This window comes from Rhodococcus sp. 27YEA6 (assembly GCF_044908235.1).
Lineage (GTDB): Bacteria > Actinomycetota > Actinomycetes > Mycobacteriales > Mycobacteriaceae > Rhodococcus_F > Rhodococcus_F qingshengii.
The window spans coordinates 772,019-792,164 of sequence record NZ_JBIYCY010000002.1 but is presented as its reverse complement, the minus strand read 5'-3'; the positions used below and the strand labels follow the sequence as shown (position 1 = coordinate 792,164).

At 63.4% G+C, this 20,146-nt stretch carries 18 protein-coding genes; 15 read left to right on the top strand and 3 right to left on the bottom strand.

What is annotated here, in order from left to right; translation table 11 throughout:
• Positions 1–14: 14 nt before the first annotated feature.
• A complete protein-coding gene (gene eccD / locus ABH939_RS10130) occupies positions 15–1,481 on the bottom strand; it encodes a type VII secretion integral membrane protein EccD (protein ID WP_404649589.1) in 1,467 nt (488 codons plus the stop codon).
• A 235-nt stretch (positions 1,482–1,716) separates the two neighbouring features.
• Between eccD and eccCa the strand changes: the two genes are divergently transcribed.
• From eccCa to ABH939_RS10080, 10 genes are all read left to right on the top strand, one after another.
• The gene (gene eccCa / locus ABH939_RS10125) at positions 1,717–5,721 is read left to right on the top strand and encodes a type VII secretion protein EccCa (RefSeq protein WP_404649588.1); all 4,005 of its coding nucleotides are present in this window, start codon (positions 1,717–1,719) and stop codon (positions 5,719–5,721) included.
• Positions 5,718–7,220: a type VII secretion-associated protein gene (locus ABH939_RS10120; RefSeq protein ID WP_404649587.1), complete on the top strand. Its 1,503-nt coding sequence runs from the start codon at positions 5,718–5,720 to the stop codon at positions 7,218–7,220. Before eccCa ends, ABH939_RS10120 begins: the two co-directional genes overlap by 4 nt.
• Positions 7,221–7,404: 184 nt before the next feature.
• Positions 7,405–7,710, top strand: a complete 306-nt coding sequence (locus ABH939_RS10115; protein WP_003940986.1) for a WXG100 family type VII secretion target — start codon at positions 7,405–7,407, stop codon at positions 7,708–7,710.
• A gap of 100 nt (positions 7,711–7,810) precedes the next feature.
• Positions 7,811–8,104: a WXG100 family type VII secretion target gene (locus ABH939_RS10110; RefSeq protein WP_003940975.1), complete on the top strand. Its 294-nt coding sequence runs from the start codon at positions 7,811–7,813 to the stop codon at positions 8,102–8,104.
• A 290-nt stretch (positions 8,105–8,394) separates the two neighbouring features.
• Positions 8,395–8,838: a 50S ribosomal protein L13 gene (rplM, locus tag ABH939_RS10105; protein WP_003940842.1), complete on the top strand. Its 444-nt coding sequence runs from the start codon at positions 8,395–8,397 to the stop codon at positions 8,836–8,838.
• Positions 8,835–9,344 (top strand): 30S ribosomal protein S9, encoded by a 510-nt coding sequence (gene rpsI, locus ABH939_RS10100; protein ID WP_007728596.1) that lies wholly within the window; start codon positions 8,835–8,837, stop codon positions 9,342–9,344. The genes rplM and rpsI overlap by 4 nt, the downstream gene beginning before the upstream one ends.
• A gap of 154 nt (positions 9,345–9,498) precedes the next feature.
• Positions 9,499–10,836, top strand: a complete 1,338-nt coding sequence (gene glmM, locus ABH939_RS10095; protein WP_065352171.1) for a phosphoglucosamine mutase — start codon at positions 9,499–9,501, stop codon at positions 10,834–10,836.
• A gap of 110 nt (positions 10,837–10,946) precedes the next feature.
• Positions 10,947–11,252, top strand: a complete 306-nt coding sequence (locus ABH939_RS10090; RefSeq protein WP_003941002.1) for a hypothetical protein — start codon at positions 10,947–10,949, stop codon at positions 11,250–11,252.
• An 80-nt stretch (positions 11,253–11,332) separates the two neighbouring features.
• Complete coding sequence (locus tag ABH939_RS10085) at positions 11,333–12,397, top strand: hypothetical protein (RefSeq protein ID WP_225320328.1); 1,065 nt, start codon at positions 11,333–11,335, stop codon at positions 12,395–12,397.
• Positions 12,394–12,678: a hypothetical protein gene (locus tag ABH939_RS10080; protein ID WP_003940907.1), complete on the top strand. Its 285-nt coding sequence runs from the start codon at positions 12,394–12,396 to the stop codon at positions 12,676–12,678. The genes ABH939_RS10085 and ABH939_RS10080 overlap by 4 nt, the downstream gene beginning before the upstream one ends.
• Here ABH939_RS10080 and ABH939_RS10075 read toward each other — a convergent pair.
• Positions 12,639–13,478, bottom strand: a complete 840-nt coding sequence (locus tag ABH939_RS10075; protein ID WP_003941000.1) for a chlorophyllase/cutinase-like alpha/beta fold protein — start codon at positions 13,476–13,478, stop codon at positions 12,639–12,641. The two genes, ABH939_RS10080 and ABH939_RS10075, sit on opposite strands and share 40 nt — an antisense overlap.
• 112 nt (positions 13,479–13,590) lie before the next feature.
• Here ABH939_RS10075 and glmS point away from each other — a divergent pair, with 112 nt between their 5' ends.
• Positions 13,591–15,453: a glutamine--fructose-6-phosphate transaminase (isomerizing) gene (gene glmS / locus ABH939_RS10070; RefSeq protein ID WP_003940837.1), complete on the top strand. Its 1,863-nt coding sequence runs from the start codon at positions 13,591–13,593 to the stop codon at positions 15,451–15,453.
• 53 nt (positions 15,454–15,506) lie between these two features.
• Here glmS and ABH939_RS10065 read toward each other — a convergent pair whose 3' ends face one another.
• Positions 15,507–15,878 (bottom strand): plastocyanin/azurin family copper-binding protein, encoded by a 372-nt coding sequence (locus tag ABH939_RS10065; RefSeq protein WP_003940908.1) that lies wholly within the window; start codon positions 15,876–15,878, stop codon positions 15,507–15,509.
• A gap of 38 nt (positions 15,879–15,916) precedes the next feature.
• Here ABH939_RS10065 and ABH939_RS10060 point away from each other — a divergent pair, with 38 nt between their 5' ends.
• From ABH939_RS10060 to tsaE, 4 genes are read left to right on the top strand one after another with little or no spacing between them, the layout of a single operon-like run.
• Positions 15,917–17,350: an NAD(P)H-hydrate dehydratase gene (locus ABH939_RS10060; RefSeq protein WP_166502005.1), complete on the top strand. Its 1,434-nt coding sequence runs from the start codon at positions 15,917–15,919 to the stop codon at positions 17,348–17,350.
• 55 nt (positions 17,351–17,405) lie between these two features.
• On the top strand, positions 17,406–18,608 hold the full coding sequence (gene alr, locus ABH939_RS10055; protein ID WP_166502006.1) for an alanine racemase: 1,203 nt from the start codon (positions 17,406–17,408) through the stop codon (positions 18,606–18,608).
• Positions 18,605–19,657 (top strand): alpha/beta fold hydrolase, encoded by a 1,053-nt coding sequence (locus tag ABH939_RS10050; protein ID WP_054831462.1) that lies wholly within the window; start codon positions 18,605–18,607, stop codon positions 19,655–19,657. The genes alr and ABH939_RS10050 overlap by 4 nt, the downstream gene beginning before the upstream one ends.
• Positions 19,647–20,138 carry a tRNA (adenosine(37)-N6)-threonylcarbamoyltransferase complex ATPase subunit type 1 TsaE gene (gene tsaE / locus ABH939_RS10045; protein ID WP_003940673.1) on the top strand — a complete coding sequence of 164 codons (492 nt, stop codon included), beginning with the start codon at positions 19,647–19,649 and terminating at the stop codon, positions 20,136–20,138. Before ABH939_RS10050 ends, tsaE begins: the two co-directional genes overlap by 11 nt.
• Positions 20,139–20,146 lie beyond the last annotated feature (8 nt).

Here is a 20,146-nt window from a genome sequence, read left to right as displayed (position 1 = left end):
CGATCACCGATCGCTCAGAGGCCACGCATGAGCGTGAAGAGGCCACTGACCCAGCAGATCAGCGGAACGATTGCTGCAATCGCAGCGAGGTCCAACAGCTCGGCAGCGCGTCGCATCACGGGGCTGAATGTGTTCTGGGGGGCAAGGATTCCCAGAACCAGTGCCAGGAGGAGAACGGTCATCGTGATGGCGAAGACGACCAATGCATGGTCGCGATGGGTCCATGCCATGTCGCCCAGGAGAACGAGAATCACCGAGATGCCTGCCGCGATGAGTGGCACAGCCTGCTGTGCGCCCGCGTAGGTGCGCCCGCGAAACATCAGCACGACGGCCGTCGCGAATGCGAGAGCAAGATTCGGCCAGACGATCCCCTGACCAGGCCAGGACCACGCGAGTGCGACGGCAGCGACGAGCGCGACCACTGACGTGGCCACGATCAGCCCGGTCAGATAGCTACGCGCCCGCCCTGCCCTTTCCGCCAACTCGGTCAGCCCGGGTAGTTCGGGTTCGGGCAGTCCGTCGCGGTCGTCGTCGAGGGGATTACTCGGCGTCGGAACAGGAGGAAGCGGTAGTCGCGCGAACAACATCGACAGTCGAGCGGTGAACGTGAGAACGATCAATGCGGCGGCAATCACCGCGCCGCTGACGGTCGCGGTGCGCGCCTCGGGAAGCGTGGTAGTGACGGCAAAGGTGCCCACCGCCGCGAGAAGGACGACGAGAAGTGCTGTGAAGACAGCTAATCCGGCGCCGCACAAGCGGAAGCAGATCAGAGTTACCGCAGCGGCAAATGCCGAACCGAGAAGCAGATGAGCCGAAAGAACAGTGCCGGGCACGCAGAGTGCGCCGGAGACGAACGCCAGTGGCACCGAAGCGCATCCGAGCGTGACGGAACTTCCAGAGTCTCCGTACACCCGCGCTGCCACGACGGCGGCGACGGTGAGCACCAAAGACGTCACTCCGCCGCAGACGGCGCCGATCAGTCCCGTGTCGCCGAGGACCAGGGCGAGGGCCGCGACGAGCGCAGCGACGAGGGCGGCGGTCGAGCCGACAATGCGCGCGGTGACCGGAGTCCAGCGTCGGTAGACGTCCGCATCCGTGGCCGCGACGGTGTACATGATGTCGTCGAAGAGTGGGGGCGGGGCAGCGGTGTCCGAGGCCTCGAGTACGAGCAATTCTCCATCGCGGATTCCGTGCTCGTGCAGCGACAGCGTCGGTGCCAGCGGTGCCCTGCCGACTTTCGACAGAGTCCAGTCGACGGGCTCGAATTGTTCGGTGGTGTGGTCGAACTCGTTGAAATTGCTGTGGTTGACAATTGTGTCCACAATGCCCGGAATGACCACGGTGAGTGGAACACGAAGCGGCACCGCAAGATCCACCTGCGAATGGGCTGAAAGTACCGTCAACCTGCACAGTTCGGCAGAATGACTCGCGCCTCGTCCGTTTCCGGTGTTCGCAGCGCTGGTTGTAGTGGTGCTGGTCAAGATCTGTCCCCTCCCATGACGCGATTCCCCCTTCGCGTCACCCCAGTTCACCCGAACAATACGACATGAACTGCGCGCCTGTATCGGAGACAGCGCCGACAACAGGTGGCACCGACCCGAGTGTCGGTGTTGTGATCTACTCTCTTGCAATTGCGCGAGTACGCCTTGGGGGGCCGGCGGTAGTCGGACGAGGCGTCTGGCGGCAACAGCTGCAGCACCGATGGGGGTGGGTGAATTGAGCACTGTCAGATTTGCGCGTCGAGCACGCCGTGAATCGCCGCGCACACCGGGCGGCGAGGTGACGCTTCAGGCCCCACCGGAGATACCTCGCGTCACGCCGGGAAACCTACTGACCAAACTACTTCCGGTGATCATGGTGGTTGCCATGATCGGCATGGTGGCGCTGATGTTCTCTTCCGGCATGGCGCGCAATCCGATGTCCCTGCTGTTTCCGGTCATGATGATGGTGTCGATGCTCGGAATGCTCGCCGGGGGCGGTCGTAGCGGTGGAGCAAGAGCGTCCGAAGCGAACGAGGACCGCAAGGACTACCTCCGGTACCTGGATCAGATGCGTAGTGATGTTGCTGCGACGTCTGGTGCGCAGCGTGCTGCTCTCGAGTGGAGCAATCCCGAGCCGTCGCTGCTCTGGACACTGGCCGGGACTGTGCGGATGTGGGAGCGTCAGATCACCGACTCGGACTACTGCCACGTTCGGGTAGGTCTGGGTACACAGCGATTGGCCACCAGACTCGTGTCTCCGGAGACCGGGCCGGTCGAGGATCTCGAACCCGTCGCTGCTGTCTCACTTCGGCGATTCGTCCGTGCACATTCGGTTGTGCAGGACCTGCCGACCGCCGTCTCGCTTCGCGGATTTGCTGCGATGTCCATCGAGGGGCAGAGAGATTCCGCTCGTGCGCTTGTCCGCTCGATGTTGATGCAGCTGTGCACATTCCACGGTCCGGACACGCTCCAAGTTGCGGTGGTGTGCGGTCCCGATACCGAATCCGAGTGGGAGTGGGTCAAGTGGCTCCCACACGTGCAACACCCGCAGTCTCAGGACGGCACCGGCACTGCACGCATGGTGTTCGGTTCGTATCTCGAATTCGAAAGTTCCCTCGGGGAACCGCTTTCGATGCGTGCTCGATTCGCTCGCAACACTTCAGCCAGTGCGGGCGTTCCGCATCTCGTGCTGGTCGTGGACGGTGGCTTACTCGAAGGTGACACCGGCCTGTTGTCCGAATCCGGGCTCGACTCGGTGACAGTCCTCGACCTCTGCGGGTTCTGCCCGCGGCTGGTGGCGACGCGTGGGTTGCGACTGGTCGTCGGTAGCGATCAGATCGGCGCGGTGAGCAGCGCAGGAGTTGAGAACTTTGCGAGGCCTGACGCTGCGACGACGAGCCTGGCGCAGGCGTTCGGCCGTCGCATCGCACCGTTCCGTGCGGCATCGCAGAATGCCGTCGACGCAGCTGACGACGACCGATCCCTTCGGACGTGGAGCCAGATGTTGGGGATAGGAAACGTTGCGAGGTTCAATCCTGAGCATGGCTGGCTTCCACGTCAGGGGCGCGACCGACTCCGTGTGCCGATCGGTGTCGGACAAGACGGAAACCCCGTCGAACTGGATCTGAAGGAGTCGGCCGAGAACGGTATGGGTCCGCACGGGCTGTGTATCGGAGCCACCGGTTCTGGCAAGTCGGAGTTCCTGCGAACCTTGGTGCTCGGCCTGATCGCGACCCACTCTCCCGACGCACTGAACCTCGTCCTGATCGACTTCAAAGGCGGTGCAACCTTTCTCGGCCTCGAGGAGGCGCCGCACGTTGCTGCGATCATCACCAACCTTGCCGAGGAATTGGCGATGGTCGATCGTATGAAGGACGCGCTCGCCGGCGAAATGAATCGTCGACAAGAACTGTTGCGTGCGGCAGGAAACTTCGCAAACGTGTCCGATTACGAGAAGGCGAGGCTGGCCGGCGCTGCACTAGATCCCTTGCCGGCACTCTTCGTGGTTGTCGACGAGTTTTCCGAACTGCTCAGTCAGCAGCCGGAATTTGCCGAATTGTTCGTGGCCATCGGGCGATTGGGCAGGTCACTTCACATTCACCTGCTGCTGGCCAGTCAGCGACTCGACGAAGGAAAGCTTCGGGGTCTCGACAGCCATCTTTCGTATCGCGTCGGGTTGAAAACGTTCTCGGCGAACGAGTCTCGTTCCGTCCTCGGCGTTCCCGATGCTTATCACCTTCCGGGCACACCCGGTGCGGGATACCTGAAGTCCGATTCTGCTGAGATCGTTCGCTTCCAAGGTGCGTACGTGTCAGGCCCGTACGAGGGCGAGCGGATCGTGCCCACTCGATTCTCGGTCGATTCCCCCGTCGAACTGGCGCCGCTGCCGTTTACCGCGAAGCCCGTGATCGGACCAGAGGCCGTTGTCGTTCCCGTCGAGCCCGACGTCGTCGACATGGGTGAAATCGGTGACGATGCACGTACTCTCATGGGAGTCCTCGTAGACCGCATGCGCGGTCACGGTCCACGTGCGCATGAAGTGTGGCTCCCGCCGCTCGAGTCATCTCCGACGCTTGACCAGTTGTTGCCGCGGTGGGCGACCGGTGATCAACCTCGCGGAAATCTGAGCGCACCCTTCGGCATAGTCGACAGGCCGTTCGATCAGCGCCGCGATCTACTCGTCGCCGATCTCAACGGATCGACTGGCAACCTCGCGATTGTCGGCGGCCCGCAGTCGGGAAAGTCGACGGCGTTGCGCACGTTGATCTTGTCTCTGAGCATGACGCACACGCCGGAACAGATTCAGTTCTACTGCCTCGACTTCGGCGGTGGAACGCTCCTCGGATTGAAAGATCTGCCGCACGTCGGATCGGTGGCAAACCGCTTGGATTCCGACCGCGTCCGGCGCACAGTTGCCGAGGTACTCGGTGTGGTCGCTAAACGGGAGCGACTGTTTCGTGACCTCGGCATCGAATCGATGGCCGATTTCCGTAGATTGCGAACAGCTGATCCCACCGGGGAAGGTGAGGCTGCGGGACTCCGAGAGGACCCGTACGGTGACGTCTTCCTCGTCGTCGACGGTTGGCCAAGCGTTCGTTCGGATTTCGAATCACTCGAGCCCCAGATCAACATGCTCGCCGGTCAAGGTTTGTCCTTCGGTGTACACGTGATCGTCACGACGTCGAGGTGGGCCGAGATCCGGCCGGCACTCAAGGATCAACTGGGTACTCGCATCGAACTTCGTTTGGGTGATCCGGGAGATTCGGATGCGGGTCGCCGGAAAGCCGGCCTGGTGCCGGAAGGTCGACCGGGTCGTGGCATCACTCGCGACGGACTCCACCTTCTCACCGGACTACCTCGAATCGACGGCCTACCGGGTAGTGAGAACTCGAGTACGGCTGTGGTGGCGACGGTCGAACGTATTGCAGCCATGTCGAATTCGCGTCCGGCACCCACCGTGCGGATGCTCCCGGATTCCTACTCGCGGGCAGAACTTCTCGAAGCTGTCGGGACCCGGTGGCCCTCAACGAGTGCGGCCGACGGTCGGTGCCTCACCGTGCCGATCGGGCTCGGTGAGACCGACCTCGCCCCGGTGTACATGGACTTCCGGGAACACCCGCACCTGTTGATATTCGGCGACACCGCGTGTGGGAAGACATCTCTCTTGCGTGGAATAGCCGAAGGGATCATCGCGTCGAACACACCGGCCCAGGCCAAGCTGATCATCGGTGACTATCGGCATTCCCTGCTGGGCGTGGTCGAAGGGAATCACCTCGGCGGGTACTCGGCGTCGTCGACGACCTTCGGTGAGTTGATGGTCGACTTGGCTCGGATCGTCGCTGCCAGAATGCCGAACGCCGGAACAACGCAGCAGCAATTGCGGGAACGATCTTGGTGGAGTGGGCCGGAGATTTACGTACTGATCGACGACTACGACCTTGTGGCCACACCGAGTGGAAATCCGGTGGCGCCGTTGCTCGAATACATTCCGCACTCCAAGGACATCGGTTTGCACCTGGTTATTGCCCGCCGTTCCGGTGGTGCGGCCAGAGCACTGTACGAGCCGGTCATTGCGAGAATTCGCGACATGGCGCCGGCCGGATTGATCATGAGCGGAAGTCGTGACGAGGGAAATCTCGTCGGCACTGTCCGCGCGTCGGCGATGCCGGAAGGCCGTGGGGTTTACGTTTCCCGCTCGCAAACCCAACTTGTCCAAGTTCCGTGGATGCCACCGCTGTGACCGCTCCGTCCGCAGTGTCGGTCTCGTTACATTGGGGTGCATCGAATATCTGGGTCGTATCGGGTCAACGCGAATTCTGTTGCAGTGCAGACCTCCGACGCGAACCGGCGTCGGGCCCCGGTGCGGCCGGCGAGAATGCGATCGATTACATCGACGACGATTATGTCGACGTGGATGGTCGGGTTGTCCCGACTGTCTTGGAGATGGCCAGGCTGATCTCCAGTGCGATGGACGGGTGCGGAATCGTCGACGCAGACATTCTTCATCTCAGTCATCCCTCGGATTGGGGTGCCCCACGCAGGCGGCGATTGCTCGATGCCGCACGTCGAGTGGCGCACGACGTCGTACTCGTTCCGACGTCGATCGCGGCGGCGAGGTCGGCTCATACGGCTTGGCGATCGCGGTGTGTCGTCCTCGAACTGCGAGGCGGAACGGTGGTCGCTTCTGTTGTCGCTGAGGTCGACGGTGAACTCCGAATCGACGGAACACAAAGTTCGGAGATCGCAGACGTTGCGGGGTTGTTTTCCGCAATCGGGGATCTATCGGTTCGGGACGCTGTGGTGTTGGTCGGGCCGAGCTCTCATGCTGTTGCGGCTTCGCTCGAACGGGGGTCGACGAATGTTCACGGCCACGCGAGCATCCGAATTCTGGACGAGAGCCGGGTGGCTGCGTCTCTGGTGGATCCTCAGACGCTCGTTCGCCAGACAACCGCGCGGGACAGTTCGGGACGAATCGTCGACAATTCGGCTTTTGGCGCCGGGTGGGTAGGCGATACGGATGGCGCGAAGTCGATTCCTGGCGCGGACTCGAATGCCTCTTCGCCGCGTCGCGTCGGCGGGCGGCGAAGAGGCCGTCGATGGTTCGCGGCGGCGCTTGCGGTGGTCGCCGTCGCCGGTGCGGTCGCAGCAACGGTCGTGGTGTCCACTCGCGATCGAGGCGATTCTCGGTTGGCGGGGTCGGTCGCAGCCACGGCGGAAGTCGAAGTCGAGATCGTGGAGGCGTCGAAAGAGCAGGAAACGCCTGCACCGAAGACTTCGATCTCGTCGATCGAGTCCGGGGCCACGCCGGAACTTACTCGTGTGGACGTGGGAAGCGTTGCGGCAGAAGTGCCTTCCGATTGGAAGCTTCTGTCGCGAGGGACCTCGAGCGGGCGTACCGATTTGGTACCCGGTTCGGGTGCGGATCGCAAGATCGTGGTCATCGAGAAACGTCTTGCGGAAGGTGTGGGATTCGATTCCGTCGAAGCTGTTTTGCGTCAGCAGTTTTCGACGTTCGAGGACCCATTGCGGTTCGCAGAGTTTGCTGTGCTCGACGATGCCGCAGGAAAACGGGCAGTGGTGTACGTCGAGTTTCCGGACGATTTCTCCGAGGTGCGTTGGCGCGTGTACGTCGACAACGGACGGCAAGTGAGTATCGGCTGCCAGTATCTGGTCGGTGAGTGGGGCAGTCTCGAAGCGGACTGCCTGCGGATGTGGCAGTCGGTCGAATTCACACCGTGACCGGATCGGTCGGTTCTGAAAATATTCTTCGGTCGGGCCGGAACCGTTGGTACGAAGGTCGCGTCAAAGTATGTGTAGCGCACATCAGGGAGTTCCGCTCGACCCCGGTGCACATCCGACGGACAAAGCCCGTTGTGTGTGATCGCCGATACCGAACGGTACTCACCGAATCCAGGGGGACGACATGGGCTTTACCGCAACTACCGCTGAATTGATCGATTCGGCGGGGACCATCGACGGACATCTCGGTGACATCAGGGGGCTGGTCAACGCTGTTCGGTCGGAGGCCGACGCTTCGCACAATTCGTGGAACGGTGCGGCGCAGGTCGAATACGCAGGAATCATGGAGCGATACAACAGCGCGGCCCTGAAGTTGGACACAGCTCTGACCGACATCTGCGAGCAGATCAAACAGGCCGCGGGAACCTTCGACTCGACCGAAGACGACAACGTCAGCTCGCTTCGCGGCGCGACGGTGAACATGTCCTGACCGCCAGCTCTTCATCGTCCGATCAAGCAATCCTCAGCCAGTAGTTCTCGCATGTTAGTTCTCACAATTTCTCTCCAGTCACACCGAACCGGGAGCAGTTATGTCCGACAGGATCAAGTACGACTTCGGCGGCCTCGCAATGCTGTCCGATCAGATGAAACAGCAGGCCAAAGCGATCAACGACAAACAGGGCGACATCAAGGTTGTCGTGGACAAGCTGCAAGCAGGCTGGGAAGGGGCAGGTTCCGAAGCGTGGAACGACGCACAGCGTCGCTGGGCCCAGGCTTCCGAAGAACTGAACATGGTTCTCGCGCAGATCGCCGGAGCGACGGCGAGCGGCTCGGAGAAGATGCAGGAAGCTGATCGGATCGCCGCAAACGGGTTCGGTCGCTGACAACATCCCATGCCGTGATGACACCCCGCCTGCCCCGGTACCGTCAGGTTGCCGGGGCAGGCGCATGTCGATCGCTCGCATCGCTGTGCTGGACGATGATGCTGTTGGCAGGAATGGCTGCGCTTTGACCTGGCAGCGGGTAGACCGGTATCGTCTATCGGTGGCGTGCCGTAGGGCTCCGGCAGAAATGCGTGGAGACCGGCGGTTCTCGGGTCTCAACTGGCCGCCGAGGATCGTTTACGCGATACGCACATGGTCAGCAGTGGAATGAAATAAGACGAGGAAGATCTGTGTCTACGTACACCCCGAAGGCCGGAGATGTGACCCACACGTGGCACGTCATCGACGCCACTGACGTGGTGCTCGGCCGTCTTGCCGTTCAGGCAGCGAACTTGCTGCGTGGCAAGCACAAGCCCACCTACGCGCCGCACATCGACGGTGGTGACTTCGTTGTCATCATCAACGCAGAGAAGGTTGCCATCAGCGGCAACAAGCTGCAGGGCAAGAACGTTTACCACCACTCCGGATTCCCGGGTGGCCTGAAGTCCCGCACTGTCGGTGAGGTCCTCGACAGGACTCCCGATCGTCTCGTCGAGAAGGCCATTGTCGGCATGCTCCCCAAGACGAAGCTCGGCCGCGCAATGAGCAGCAAGCTCAAGGTTTACGCGGGCCCGAATCACCCCCACACCGCGCAGCAGCCGGTGCCGTTCGAGATCAAGCAGGTCGCACAGTGACATCGCCGGAAGAGCAGAACGTGTCCGAAGAGAACATCGAAGCAGTGGAAGAGCTTGTCTCTGACGCAGTCGAGGTCGTCGAAGAGGTTGCTGCAGCTACGCTCGCACCGATCGTCCTCGATCGCCCGGTCCAGACCGTCGGTCGCCGCAAGGAGGCTGTCGTTCGCGTCCGGATGGCTCCCGGTACCGGTCAGTTCAAGCTCAACGGTCGTACGTTGGAGGACTACTTCCCCAACAAGGTTCACCAGCAGCTGATCAAGGCTCCGCTGGTGCTCGTCGAGCGTCCCGAGTCTTTCGACATCATTGCACTGCTGCACGGTGGCGGCCCGTCCGGTCAGGCAGGCGCACTGCGTCTGGCTATCGCGCGCGCACTCATCGAGGTAACCCCTGATGATCGTCCGGCCCTCAAGCGTGCAGGCTTCCTGACGCGTGACGCCCGCGCGGTCGAGCGTAAGAAGTACGGCCTGAAGAAGGCCCGTAAGGCATCGCAGTACTCCAAGCGCTGATGCTTTGCCGAGGTTGACCCGACGGGTCTGCTTCGGCACCTGTTCACCACAAGAGCGGGCGTCCATCGTTACCGGACGCTCGCTCTTGTGTTTCTCGGAGAAATTCCCTTCTCGAGTTCCCTTCTCGAGGTTCACAGGATTCAGGAGTCGTTCTATGGGTCGGTTGTTCGGTACTGACGGTGTTCGTGGACTTGCCAATTCGGATCTGACTGCAGATCTTGCATTGAGATTGGCAGTTGCCGCGGCGAGCGTACTGACAGCCGACACCTCGGACGCACGTCCGACCGCCGTGATCGGCCGCGATCCTCGCGCCAGCGGTGAGATGCTTCAAGCCGCGGTGACCGCAGGATTGAGTTCCGCGGGTGTCGACGTGCTCGACGTGGGTATTCTTCCGACTCCGGCAGTTGCATACTTGACGGCAAAGCTCGACGCCAGTCTCGGTGTCATGATCTCTGCATCGCATAATCCCATGCCGGACAACGGAATCAAGATTTTCGCAGCCGGTGGACACAAGCTGGATGATGCTGTCGAGGTGGCGATCGAGGATGCACTCGACGGCACTGCGCCGCCCGTCCTACCGACAGGTGCCGGGATCGGCCGCGTCCGTACGGTCGACGACGCCGCTCAGCTGTACCTTGCGCATCTGGCGAGCGCGGCGAGCGAGCCACTCGCTGGACTCACCGTTGTGGTCGACTGCGCCAACGGCGCTGCTTCCGCGCTCGCACCGGTTGCCTACGCGGCAGCGGGCGCTCGCGTCATCGCGATCAGCGCCGATCCCGACGGCCTCAACATCAACGACGGCTGCGGATCGACGCACCTGGAGAATCTTCAGAAAGCCGTAGTCGATCACGGGGCGGACCTAGGCCTCGCGCACGACGGCGACGCCGACCGCTGCCTGGCCGTCGACGAGACCGGAGCGGTGGTCGACGGTGACGCGATCATGGCAGTTCTGGCGATCGCGATGAACGACGCCGGTGAGTTGGTCGAGAACACTCTCGTCGCGACTGTCATGAGCAATCTCGGTTTGCACATCGCGATGCGCGAGGCCGGTATCAACATCGTGACTGCTGCCGTAGGCGACCGCTACGTCTTGGAGGAACTGCGCGCGGGCGGATACAGCCTCGGTGGCGAGCAGTCAGGCCATGTCGTGTTGCCGGCGTTCGGCACCACGGGCGATGGGATTCTCACCGGCCTCCGGCTGCTCGGACGCATGGCTCGCACGGGTAAGTCGGCATCCGCGCTGGCCGCAACGATGACAACCCTCCCGCAAGTTCTGATCAACGTGAAGGTTGGAGACAAGGCGACAGTCGCAGCATCGCCGTCGGTACTCGCAGCAGTCGCGGACGCAGAGCGCGTCCTCGGTGACGGTGGTCGCGTGCTCCTGCGCCCGTCCGGGACAGAGCAACTGGTCCGCGTCATGGTCGAGGCCACCGAACTTCCGCTCGCGCAGAAGCTGGCCGACGAGTTGGCCGAGATCGTCGGTTCGGTTTAGCCCCTCATTACGCGTTCGCGTTTTGAGGGAACGTAATTGCGCCCTGCTGCGTCCAAGGAGTCAAAGGCCGCTCGACGTTCGAGTGGTTCCGTTGAAACTTGGGAGCGCTCGTGGATGTCGACCGCGCTGGAACAGATGAATTGGCACGCCATGCGGTGTCGGTGGCCCAGGCTCTGCGCGATTCTGCCGAGCCGATCAGGCGTTTGCGATTCAGCGGTGCCGTTTCGGGCCGTGATTACGCCGAGCATGGAGCCGCGTTGGCGTCGGCATTGGCGGTCCTGAATTCTCGCTTGACTGGCCGTGCGGATCTTCTCGATGCGTTGGCGCGTCGGCTTTCCTCTTCGGCTGAGGTGATCGCTGAGGTGGACGGTCAGGGTGCGCAGCGATTGCGAGACTCCAGCGGGTCGGTCTCATGATACCGACGAGCGGTACCGCACAGGCAGTACCAAACAGCTACCATTGCGTCGAAGATATTCTTGCACTGCGTGATTCACGCGTGCGTCCTGACGAAATCCTGGATGCTGGTGCGAGGGGACTGCAGTTCTTCGATCGATTTCACGACCTGGCCTCTCGGTTGGGCTTCGAAGAACGGATGCTTACGTCCTACGAGGATGCGTATCGCGCAGAGGCTGGTATCGATTTCGATGCACTAATGCGAGATGCGTCGGACATGGCCGCAGCGGTGGACGGTTCGGTCGCCGAGATCGCGATGCTGACGACCCTGGCGGAGAATCTTCCTGCAGTGTGGAATGTTTCCCGCGTGGGTGCGGTCGTAGATCATGCCTTCGCGGCGCGGCGTGAAGCTCGGTCCGATGCGGATTCGGCGCCACTGTTGATCACGCTGGCCGACGAGTTCGCGCGGACGGTTCGAACGGCTTTGGCAGACAAGGCTTTCAAGGTGGCAAGCCTCGACCGGGCGACGATCGGCGGTCTGGGTGCGGGGGAGATCGACCAGCTGACTCACGTCGCTTCCACCGGTCGTGGTGCGGCGCCATGGCTGGACACGGTTTTTCGTTCGGCGTATCTCGATACTCGCGATGAATTCGACAGGGCGTGTGCGGAGTGCGCGAGCGCGGTTGGTCATGCTTTTGACGCCGCGACCCAGTGGGTGACAGACGCGTTCACGTCAACCTTTCCGATCGCCGAGCCGAGTGCATCAGGTGTCGCCGCCGCTCCTGTCTCTTTCTCGATCGGCGGCAACACTTGGGGCTTCTCGATTGCGTCCGACGGTCGTGGGGTGAGTCTGGATGTTGCAGGTGCTGACGGGAACTCTGTGTCGGCCACCCTGGAGTTGAGCGAAAATGGTTGGCCGAGAATAGTGCTCGATGCCGATCCGGAGATGTCGCTGCACGAGGCGCGCCCGCAAGAAGCGTCCCAGCCTGCGACACTCCAGCCCGAAACTCCCGACCCTGAGATTCGCGAGCACGAGGTGCCGGTCGAATCCAACGCCGAGTTCTCGCCCGCGCCGGACCCGGAGCCGCCTTCCACAGTCCCCGACGAGTCGATCGTGGCTCCCGACGGAGAGACGGGCGCTGAGTTGGCCGGAGCTGGTCCGCTGTGAAGTCCGTTCACGCGCCGTTCGAAGCGATCCGTCGAACCCTCGATTCTCAACTCGACGACTTCCGTGAGCGCAGAGTGGCCGCAGCGAGCGCGGAATCGCACCAGGAGCCGCCGTCCGAAACGACATCCGCCGAGAATGACACGGATGGGCCGGTCAGGTCCGGCCCGTATCTGCGATCCGCGTCAGAGCCGACGCCGACGCCGCCGTGCTCGCCGCCGGAGTCGGTGGCGAGTACGGACTCCTACTTACGCAACAGCTGGCTGGCCCGCGCGTCGGAGTGAGGTTCGACCGGCAGCAACGGCGCCGTGTGCGGAATCTCGACGTCAGGATCAGCAAAATCCTTGTACTTCTTGTCGCCGGTCAGATGGAACAACAGGAAGCCCGTGAGCAGGCACCGTGTGGCGGCCTGTGTCTTGCGCTCGGATCCACCGAGGCCCAGGGCGCCGAGGAGTCGGCGGCCTTCGATCAGTCCGGCGTCTTGGGCGTCATTCACGGTACGTGCGATGACAGGACCGCCCCACTCCACGCTCAGCGGCCGGGCATTGCTGGTCAAGGAATCGACGTCGTCTTCGCCGGCGAGGATCAATCCGGGCGCTGTGATCTTCGACGCGTAGTTCTCCGCCTTGGGTGCTGTCGGGGCCGGGAACAGTGCGGCTACCGCACCGACATCCCCGCGCTGCGCTGCGGCCAGTACCGCAGCGCCCGCGCCCATGCCGTGACCGGCAAAGGCGACCCGATCGGGTTGGACGCTGATCTGTCCGGGGCCGAGTCGCACGCCGACGCAGATGTCGAGCGTCGCTCGAAGATCTGCAGCCAATCCGAGATGTGACGGGACCGGACCGCGTTCGCTGTCGGGCGCCGCTGCGACAATTCCCCAGGAAGCGAGGTGCTGGAGTGTCTGCTCGTACTTGTGGGACCCGACCATCCACCCGTGCGCGAAGGCAACGGCGGGGAGATTGAAACCGGTTTCCGGCGTGTACACGACACCCGGCTGTCCGGCCAGGGCGAGGTTGCCGCGGAGAACTCGGTGCGGGCCGCGCTTGGACAGCTCACGGGTCAGTGTCTTCAGTTTCGGTGCCACGGTTGAAGACGTTATCCGATGAGCCGCCTCGTGTATGCGGAGCGGACGCCGCAACCAGGTGCGGGAACCGCAAAATGCGCCCACCGCCGATGTCCAAGTACCCTGAGTCACCATGTGCGGAATCGTGGGATACGTCGGCCACCGCCCAGCTCTGGGCGTTGTGGTGGAGGCTTTGCGACGAATGGAGTATCGCGGGTACGACTCGTCGGGAATCGCGATTCTCGACGGAACCGGTGGGGTCGAGATCGAGCGTAAGGCCGGTAAGTTGGCCAACCTCGAGGCGGAGCTCGGCGAGTACGGTGCGGATCACTTCGTCGGTACGTCCGGTATGGGCCATACCCGTTGGGCGACGCATGGGCGTCCGACGGACCGCAATGCGCACCCGCATCGTGATGCCTCGGGCAAGCTGGCTGTCGTTCACAACGGAATCATCGAGAATTTTGCCCCGCTGCGTGCGGAGCTCGAGGCTGCAGGCGTCGAACTGCAGAGCGACACGGATTCCGAGGTCGCGGTTCACCTCGTCGCCCGGGCGTACGCCCAGGGGCCGACGGCAGGTGATTTCATCGAGAGTGCGCTGTCGGTGGTTCGTCGGTTGGAAGGTGCGTTCACGCTCGTCTTCACGCACGCTGATCATGCGGACACGATTGTCGCCGCGCGCCGCTCGACACCGCTCGTAGTCGGTGTCGGTGAGGGCGAGATGTTCCTCGGCTCCGACGTCGCTGCATTCATCGAGCACACACGCGATGCGGTTGAACTCGGACAGGATCAGGCAGTGGTGATCACTGCCGACAGCTACCGGATCTCCGACTTCGCGGGTAACGAGGCAGAAGGACGCCCGTTCCGCATCGACTGGGATCTCGCGGCCGCCGAAAAGGGTGGTCACGATTACTTCATGCTCAAGGAGATCGAAGAGCAGCCGACCGCTGTCGCCGACACGCTCCTCGGCCACTTCGAGAACGGGAAGATCGTCCTCGACGAGCAGCGGTTGTCCGATCAGGAACTGCGCGACGTCGACAAGGTGTTCGTTGTCGCTTGCGGTAGCGCTTACCACTCCGGTCTGTTGGCGAAGTACGCGATCGAGCATTGGACGCGTCTACCTGTCGAGGTCGAACTCGCCAGCGAATTCCGTTACCGTGACCCGGTTCTCGATCGCTCGACGCTTGTTGTCGCAATCTCGCAGTCGGGGGAAACGGCCGATACGCTCGAGGCTGTCAAGCACGCCAAGGACCAGAAGGCACGCGTCCTGGCGATCTGCAACACCAACGGTGCACAGATCCCGCGTGAAGCCGACGCAGTCCTCTACACCCGGGCAGGACCGGAAATCGCGGTCGCGTCCACCAAGGCGTTCCTGGCGCAGGTGACCGCGAACTACCTCGTCGGTTTGGCTTTGGCGCAGGCTCGCGGAACCAAGTATCCGGACGAGGTCGCCCGCGAGTACGCCGACCTCGAAGCGATGCCCGCATTGGTCAGCAAGGTACTCGAGACGGCAGAACCGGTGCGCGCGTTGGCGCGCCAGTTCGCGCACGCGTCGACCGTGCTGTTCCTGGGGCGTCACGTCGGCTACCCGGTGGCGCTCGAGGGTGCGCTCAAGCTCAAGGAGCTCGCGTACATGCACGCCGAGGGCTTTGCCGCCGGTGAGCTCAAGCACGGCCCGATCGCCTTGATCGAGGAGGACCTTCCGGTCATCATCGTCATGCCGTCGCCGCAGGGCCGCGCTGTCCTGCACTCGAAGTTGGTGTCCAACATTCAGGAGATCAAGGCGCGCGGGGCGACGACTATCGTCATCGCTGAGGAAGGCGACACCGTCGCCGCGGCGCACGCGGATCACCTGATCGAGATTCCGGCGTCACCGACTCTGCTGCAGCCGTTGCTGTCCACGGTTCCGTTGCAGATCTTTGCGGCCGAGGTTGCCGCGGCGCGTGGCTACGACGTCGACAAGCCGCGTAACCTGGCGAAATCGGTTACGGTCGAGTAGCTTTCGCTAGAAAATCGGGCCCCGCAGTCGCAAGACTGTGGGGCCCGAGCGCGTTACGGCGTCTCGACGACGACGGTTCCGCGCATCTCGGGATGCGGTGTGCAGGTGTAGTCGTAGGTTCCGGGTTCGGTGAACGTGTAGGTGTAGGTTCCCGATTTCTTGAGCGGACTGCGGAGTTTGCCCTTGGCGTCCCCGAGGCCGTTGACGTCGTGGGCCATTCCGTTGTCGTCGAACACCCACGTGACCGTCTCGCCGACATTCACGGTGATGGACGCGGGGGAGTACGCCATCCCGGAGATGGTCACCACGGGTCCGCTGGCCGTCGTTTCCGGAGCCGGTGGTGTGGAGTCGGTGCCGGAACTGCACCCGACCAGACCGAGAGCGAGCACGAGACCCGCGATTGCCGGGCGAAGACGTGATTTCATGGTTTCGAGGGTAGCGACGGCAACTGAAGGGTTCCGACATGCGTGGGTACTACACAGCCGATCAGGTGCGAGCAGCTGAGGCGCCGCTGCTCGACAAGCTGCCCGACGGGGTGCTGATGCGTCGAGCGGCGTACGGTCTTGCGCGAGTAGTCGCGGACGAATTGCGTTCCCGTACAGGGTCGGTCGCGCATCGGTCGGTGACGCTGCTGGTCGGTACGGGCGACAACGGCGGTGATGCCCTGTGGGCCGGTGCGTTGCTCCGCAAACGAGGTGTGAGCGTGCGGGCCGTGTTGCTCGATCCGGCGCGCGCTCATCGGGCGGGCCTCGATGCTCTCTTGAAGGCCGGCGGCCGAGTCGCCGCCGAAGTCGGGTCGCCGGATCTGGTGATCGACGGCATCGTCGGGATTTCCGGGCACGGCGGTCTACGGCCTGACGCGGCCGATCTCGTCGGCCAGGTGGATGCACCGATCGTGGCGGTCGATCTTCCGAGCGGCGTCGACGCGAACACCGGCGCAGTGGACGGCCCGTCGGTGACCGCTGATGTGACGGTCACATTCGGTGCGCTCAAGCCGGTACACGTACTCGCGGCTCCGCTGTGTGGTCGTGTCGAACTCGTGGACATCGGATTGAGCGTCGGCGAACCCGAGTTCGGTTCGCTCGATCCGGCGGAGGTCGGTGCGCTGTGGCCGGTGCCCGGTCCGGAGGACGACAAGTATTCGCAGGGTGTGGTGGGCATCGTTGCGGGAAGTGAGCAGTATCCCGGCGCGGGCGTGCTCTGTACCGGTGCCGCGGTGACCGCGACCGCCGGCCTGGTCCGCTACGCCGGGCACGGCGCCACCGAGGTGCTCGCCCGGTTCCCGGAGGTGATTGCGAGTGAGACCTTCCAAGCCGCCGGGCGAGTTCAGGCGTGGGTGGTCGGCCCCGGTATGGGTACCGACGACGACGCCGCGCGACTTCTGGCGTCGGTGCTGGCTACTGATGTACCCGTTGTTGTCGATGCGGACGGACTTACCCTCCTCGCTCAGCGTCCCGAACTTGTCGCAGCCCGGACCGCGCCGACACTGTTGACGCCCCACGCCGGCGAGTTCGCTCGATTCACAACTCTTGGCGACGACAGGATCGCGGCCACGCGTGCTCTTGCCGCACGCCTCGGAGTCACGGTCCTGCTGAAGGGCCATACGACGGTGATCTCGGATCCCGGCGGTGAGGTGCTGGTCAACGACGCCGGCGGCTCCTGGGCATCGACGGCAGGTTCGGGTGACATCCTCTCCGGTGTGATCGGTGCGTTGCTGGCGGCGGGTCTGAGCCCTCTCGAAGCCGGGGCCGTCGGGGCGCGGGCTCACGCGTTGGCTGCGAACATCGCCGCTGCCGGCGGTCAGAGCGATTTCGCCGGAGCACCGATTTCGGCTTCACCCCTGCTGGGAGGTCTGCGGGAATCGGTGCGTGTGCTTCGCTCTTTTGCCCTCGATTGAGGGTGTTCAAACCCGAACACGTGTCCGATTCTGCGTGGGTGGCAGGATTGTCGCCATGACGCTTGCCCAGGGAAGAGCACCGAAGGAGCCTGCGGAGGGGAAGGCGAGCCGACTCGACGACGCAGTAGGGCCGCAGACGGAGGCAGTCGTCGATCTGGACGCGATCGCGCACAACGTGCGTGTTCTGCGTGAATTTGCCGGGGATGCAGCGTTGATGGCGGTCATCAAGGCGGACGGATACAACCACGGCGCAGTTGCGGTGGCGCGGACGGCGCTCTCGGCGGGAGCCGGGGAACTCGGCGTCACCACCATCGCGGAGGCACTGGTCCTTCGCGAGGCAGGCATCACCGCTCCCGTTCTTGCCTGGCTGCACGGCGTCGACGCCGATTTCGCCTCGGCGATCCGATCGGACGTCGAGATCGGCGTGTCCTCCCCGCGACACCTGGCCGCTGTCGTCGACGCGGCACGGGTTCTGGGACAACAGGCGACGGTGACGCTCAAGGTGGACACCGGTCTCAATCGCAACGGCGTATCGAGAACCGAGTGGCCGCAGATGCTCGACGACCTCGCCACTGCGCGGGACGAGGGCACGATCAGGCTGCGCGGAGTGTTCTCTCACCTCGCGCACTCGGACGAACCGCATCACGACGTCATCGACATGCAGAAGCAGCGTTTGATCGACGCGGTTGCCGACGTCCGCGCTCGCGGATTCGACCCCGAAGTCGTTCATCTTTCCAACTCCGCTGCTACAGTCACCCGTCCTGACCTGCGGTTTGACATGGTTCGGCCGGGAATCGCGATATATGGATTGTCTCCGGTGCCCGAACTCGGAGATTTCGGTTTACGACCGGCGATGACGCTGCGAGCGAAGGTGATTCTGGTGAAGAAGGTAGCCGCCGGAGAGGGCGTCTCCTACGGGCATCAGTGGGTCGCACCGCACGACACCACTCTTGCGCTGCTTCCCGTCGGCTACGCCGACGGTTTGTCTCGCTCACTGAGTGGCAAGTTCGAAGTGCAGTTGGGCGGTAAGCGTCGCCAGGCTGTCGGGCGAATCTGCATGGACCAGGTATTGGTGGACCTGGGTCCGGACGGTGACGGAGTTCGCGAAGGCGACACCGCGATCTTCTTCGGCAACGGCGATCACGGCGAACCCAACGCGCAGGCCTGGGCCGACGTACTCGACACCATTCACTACGAGGTCGTGACCGGGATACGTGGACGCACTGTGCGTACGTACATCGGGGGAGAGACGTCATGAAGACTGCAGGAAAGATGAGCATTCTCGGTGGCCTGCTCAGCGCCGTGGCGCTCGGCTCGATGGCCGGCGTGAACGCATTCAAGACCGCGACGCGTCCGGGCCGGGAAATCTACGCGGACGAGGACTTCGACCTCATGACGCGCGACCGCAAGAGCACGGTGCGCACCGAGGACGGTGTCGAGCTGGCAGTTCGCGAAGTGGGACCGGACGACGCTCCGCTGACGGTCGTTTTCGTGCACGGATACTGCCTGAGTGCGCTGTCCTGGCATTTCCAGCGCCGCCAGCTCGAAGAGCGATGGGGCAACAAGGTTCGCATGGTGTTCTACGACCAGCGCGGACACGGAGACTCGGGCATGCCGCGTTCGAAGAGTTGTACGGTTTCTCAGCTCGGCCGCGACCTCGCGACCGTCGTCGAGGCCAAGGTACCCAAGGGGCCGATAGTTCTCGTCGGTCACTCGATGGGCGGCATGACGGTACTCGCGCTCGCCGGTCAGCGACCCGAATGGTTCGAGGGCCGAGTCATCGGCGTGGGGCTGGTCGCGACGACGGCGGCAGGCCTGGCCGAGACCGGCCTGACCCGCAATCTGCAGAATCCGATCATCGACGGATTCCGGTTGGCAGTGCGCACCTCACCAGGAGTAGTTCAGCATGCCCGGGGCGCTGCGCGAGTATTGATCACGCCGATCCTGCGTGCGGCCTCGTACGGCACCGATGTCAGCCCACGGCTGCATGAACTCTCGGACGGCATGCTCGACCGGACCTCGGTTGTGACCATCGTCAATTTCCTGCGGACGTTGGAACTACACGACGAGTCCGCTTCTCTCGAGGTCCTCGCGCACACACCGGCAGTCGTGATCTGCGGCGATCAAGACATGATGATTCCGTTCATCAGCTCCAAGCGTCTCGCCGCCGATCTCCCCGAATCCGAACTCGTGCGAGTTCACGGGGCCGGCCATCTGGTGCAGCTCGAGTTCCCGGCGATCGTGACGGACGCAATCGACAAGTTGGTGCAGCGAGCGCAGATAGAAGAGCGGTCCGATGTCGGCTGAGAACTCCACGGGACTTCCCGTGTCCGGACAGATCACGTTGGAAACGGCCGAGGACACCGAGGCTTTCGGCCGACGCTTGGCGGCGGGACTTGTTGCCGGCGACCTGGTGGTGCTGGACGGTCCACTCGGGGCAGGCAAGACCGCGTTGACGCGCGGAATCGGCGCCGGGCTCGGGGTGCAGGGCCGGGTGACGTCCCCGACGTTCGTCATCGCTCGTGAGCATCGTCCGGGCACCCGCCCCGGCGGCGGAGTTCCCGTCGGCATGATCCACGTCGACGCATACCGGCTGGGAGACAGCGGACCGCATGCGCTCGACGAACTCGATGCCCTCGACCTCGACACCGACCTCACCGATGCAGTGGTGGTGGTCGAATGGGGTGGTGACGTCGTGGAAAGGCTCGTCGAACGGCACCTGCGAGTGCAGCTTCATCGGGAACCCGAATCGGATGTGCGGACTGCGAGTTGGTCCTGGACGTCGTGAAAGGGAGT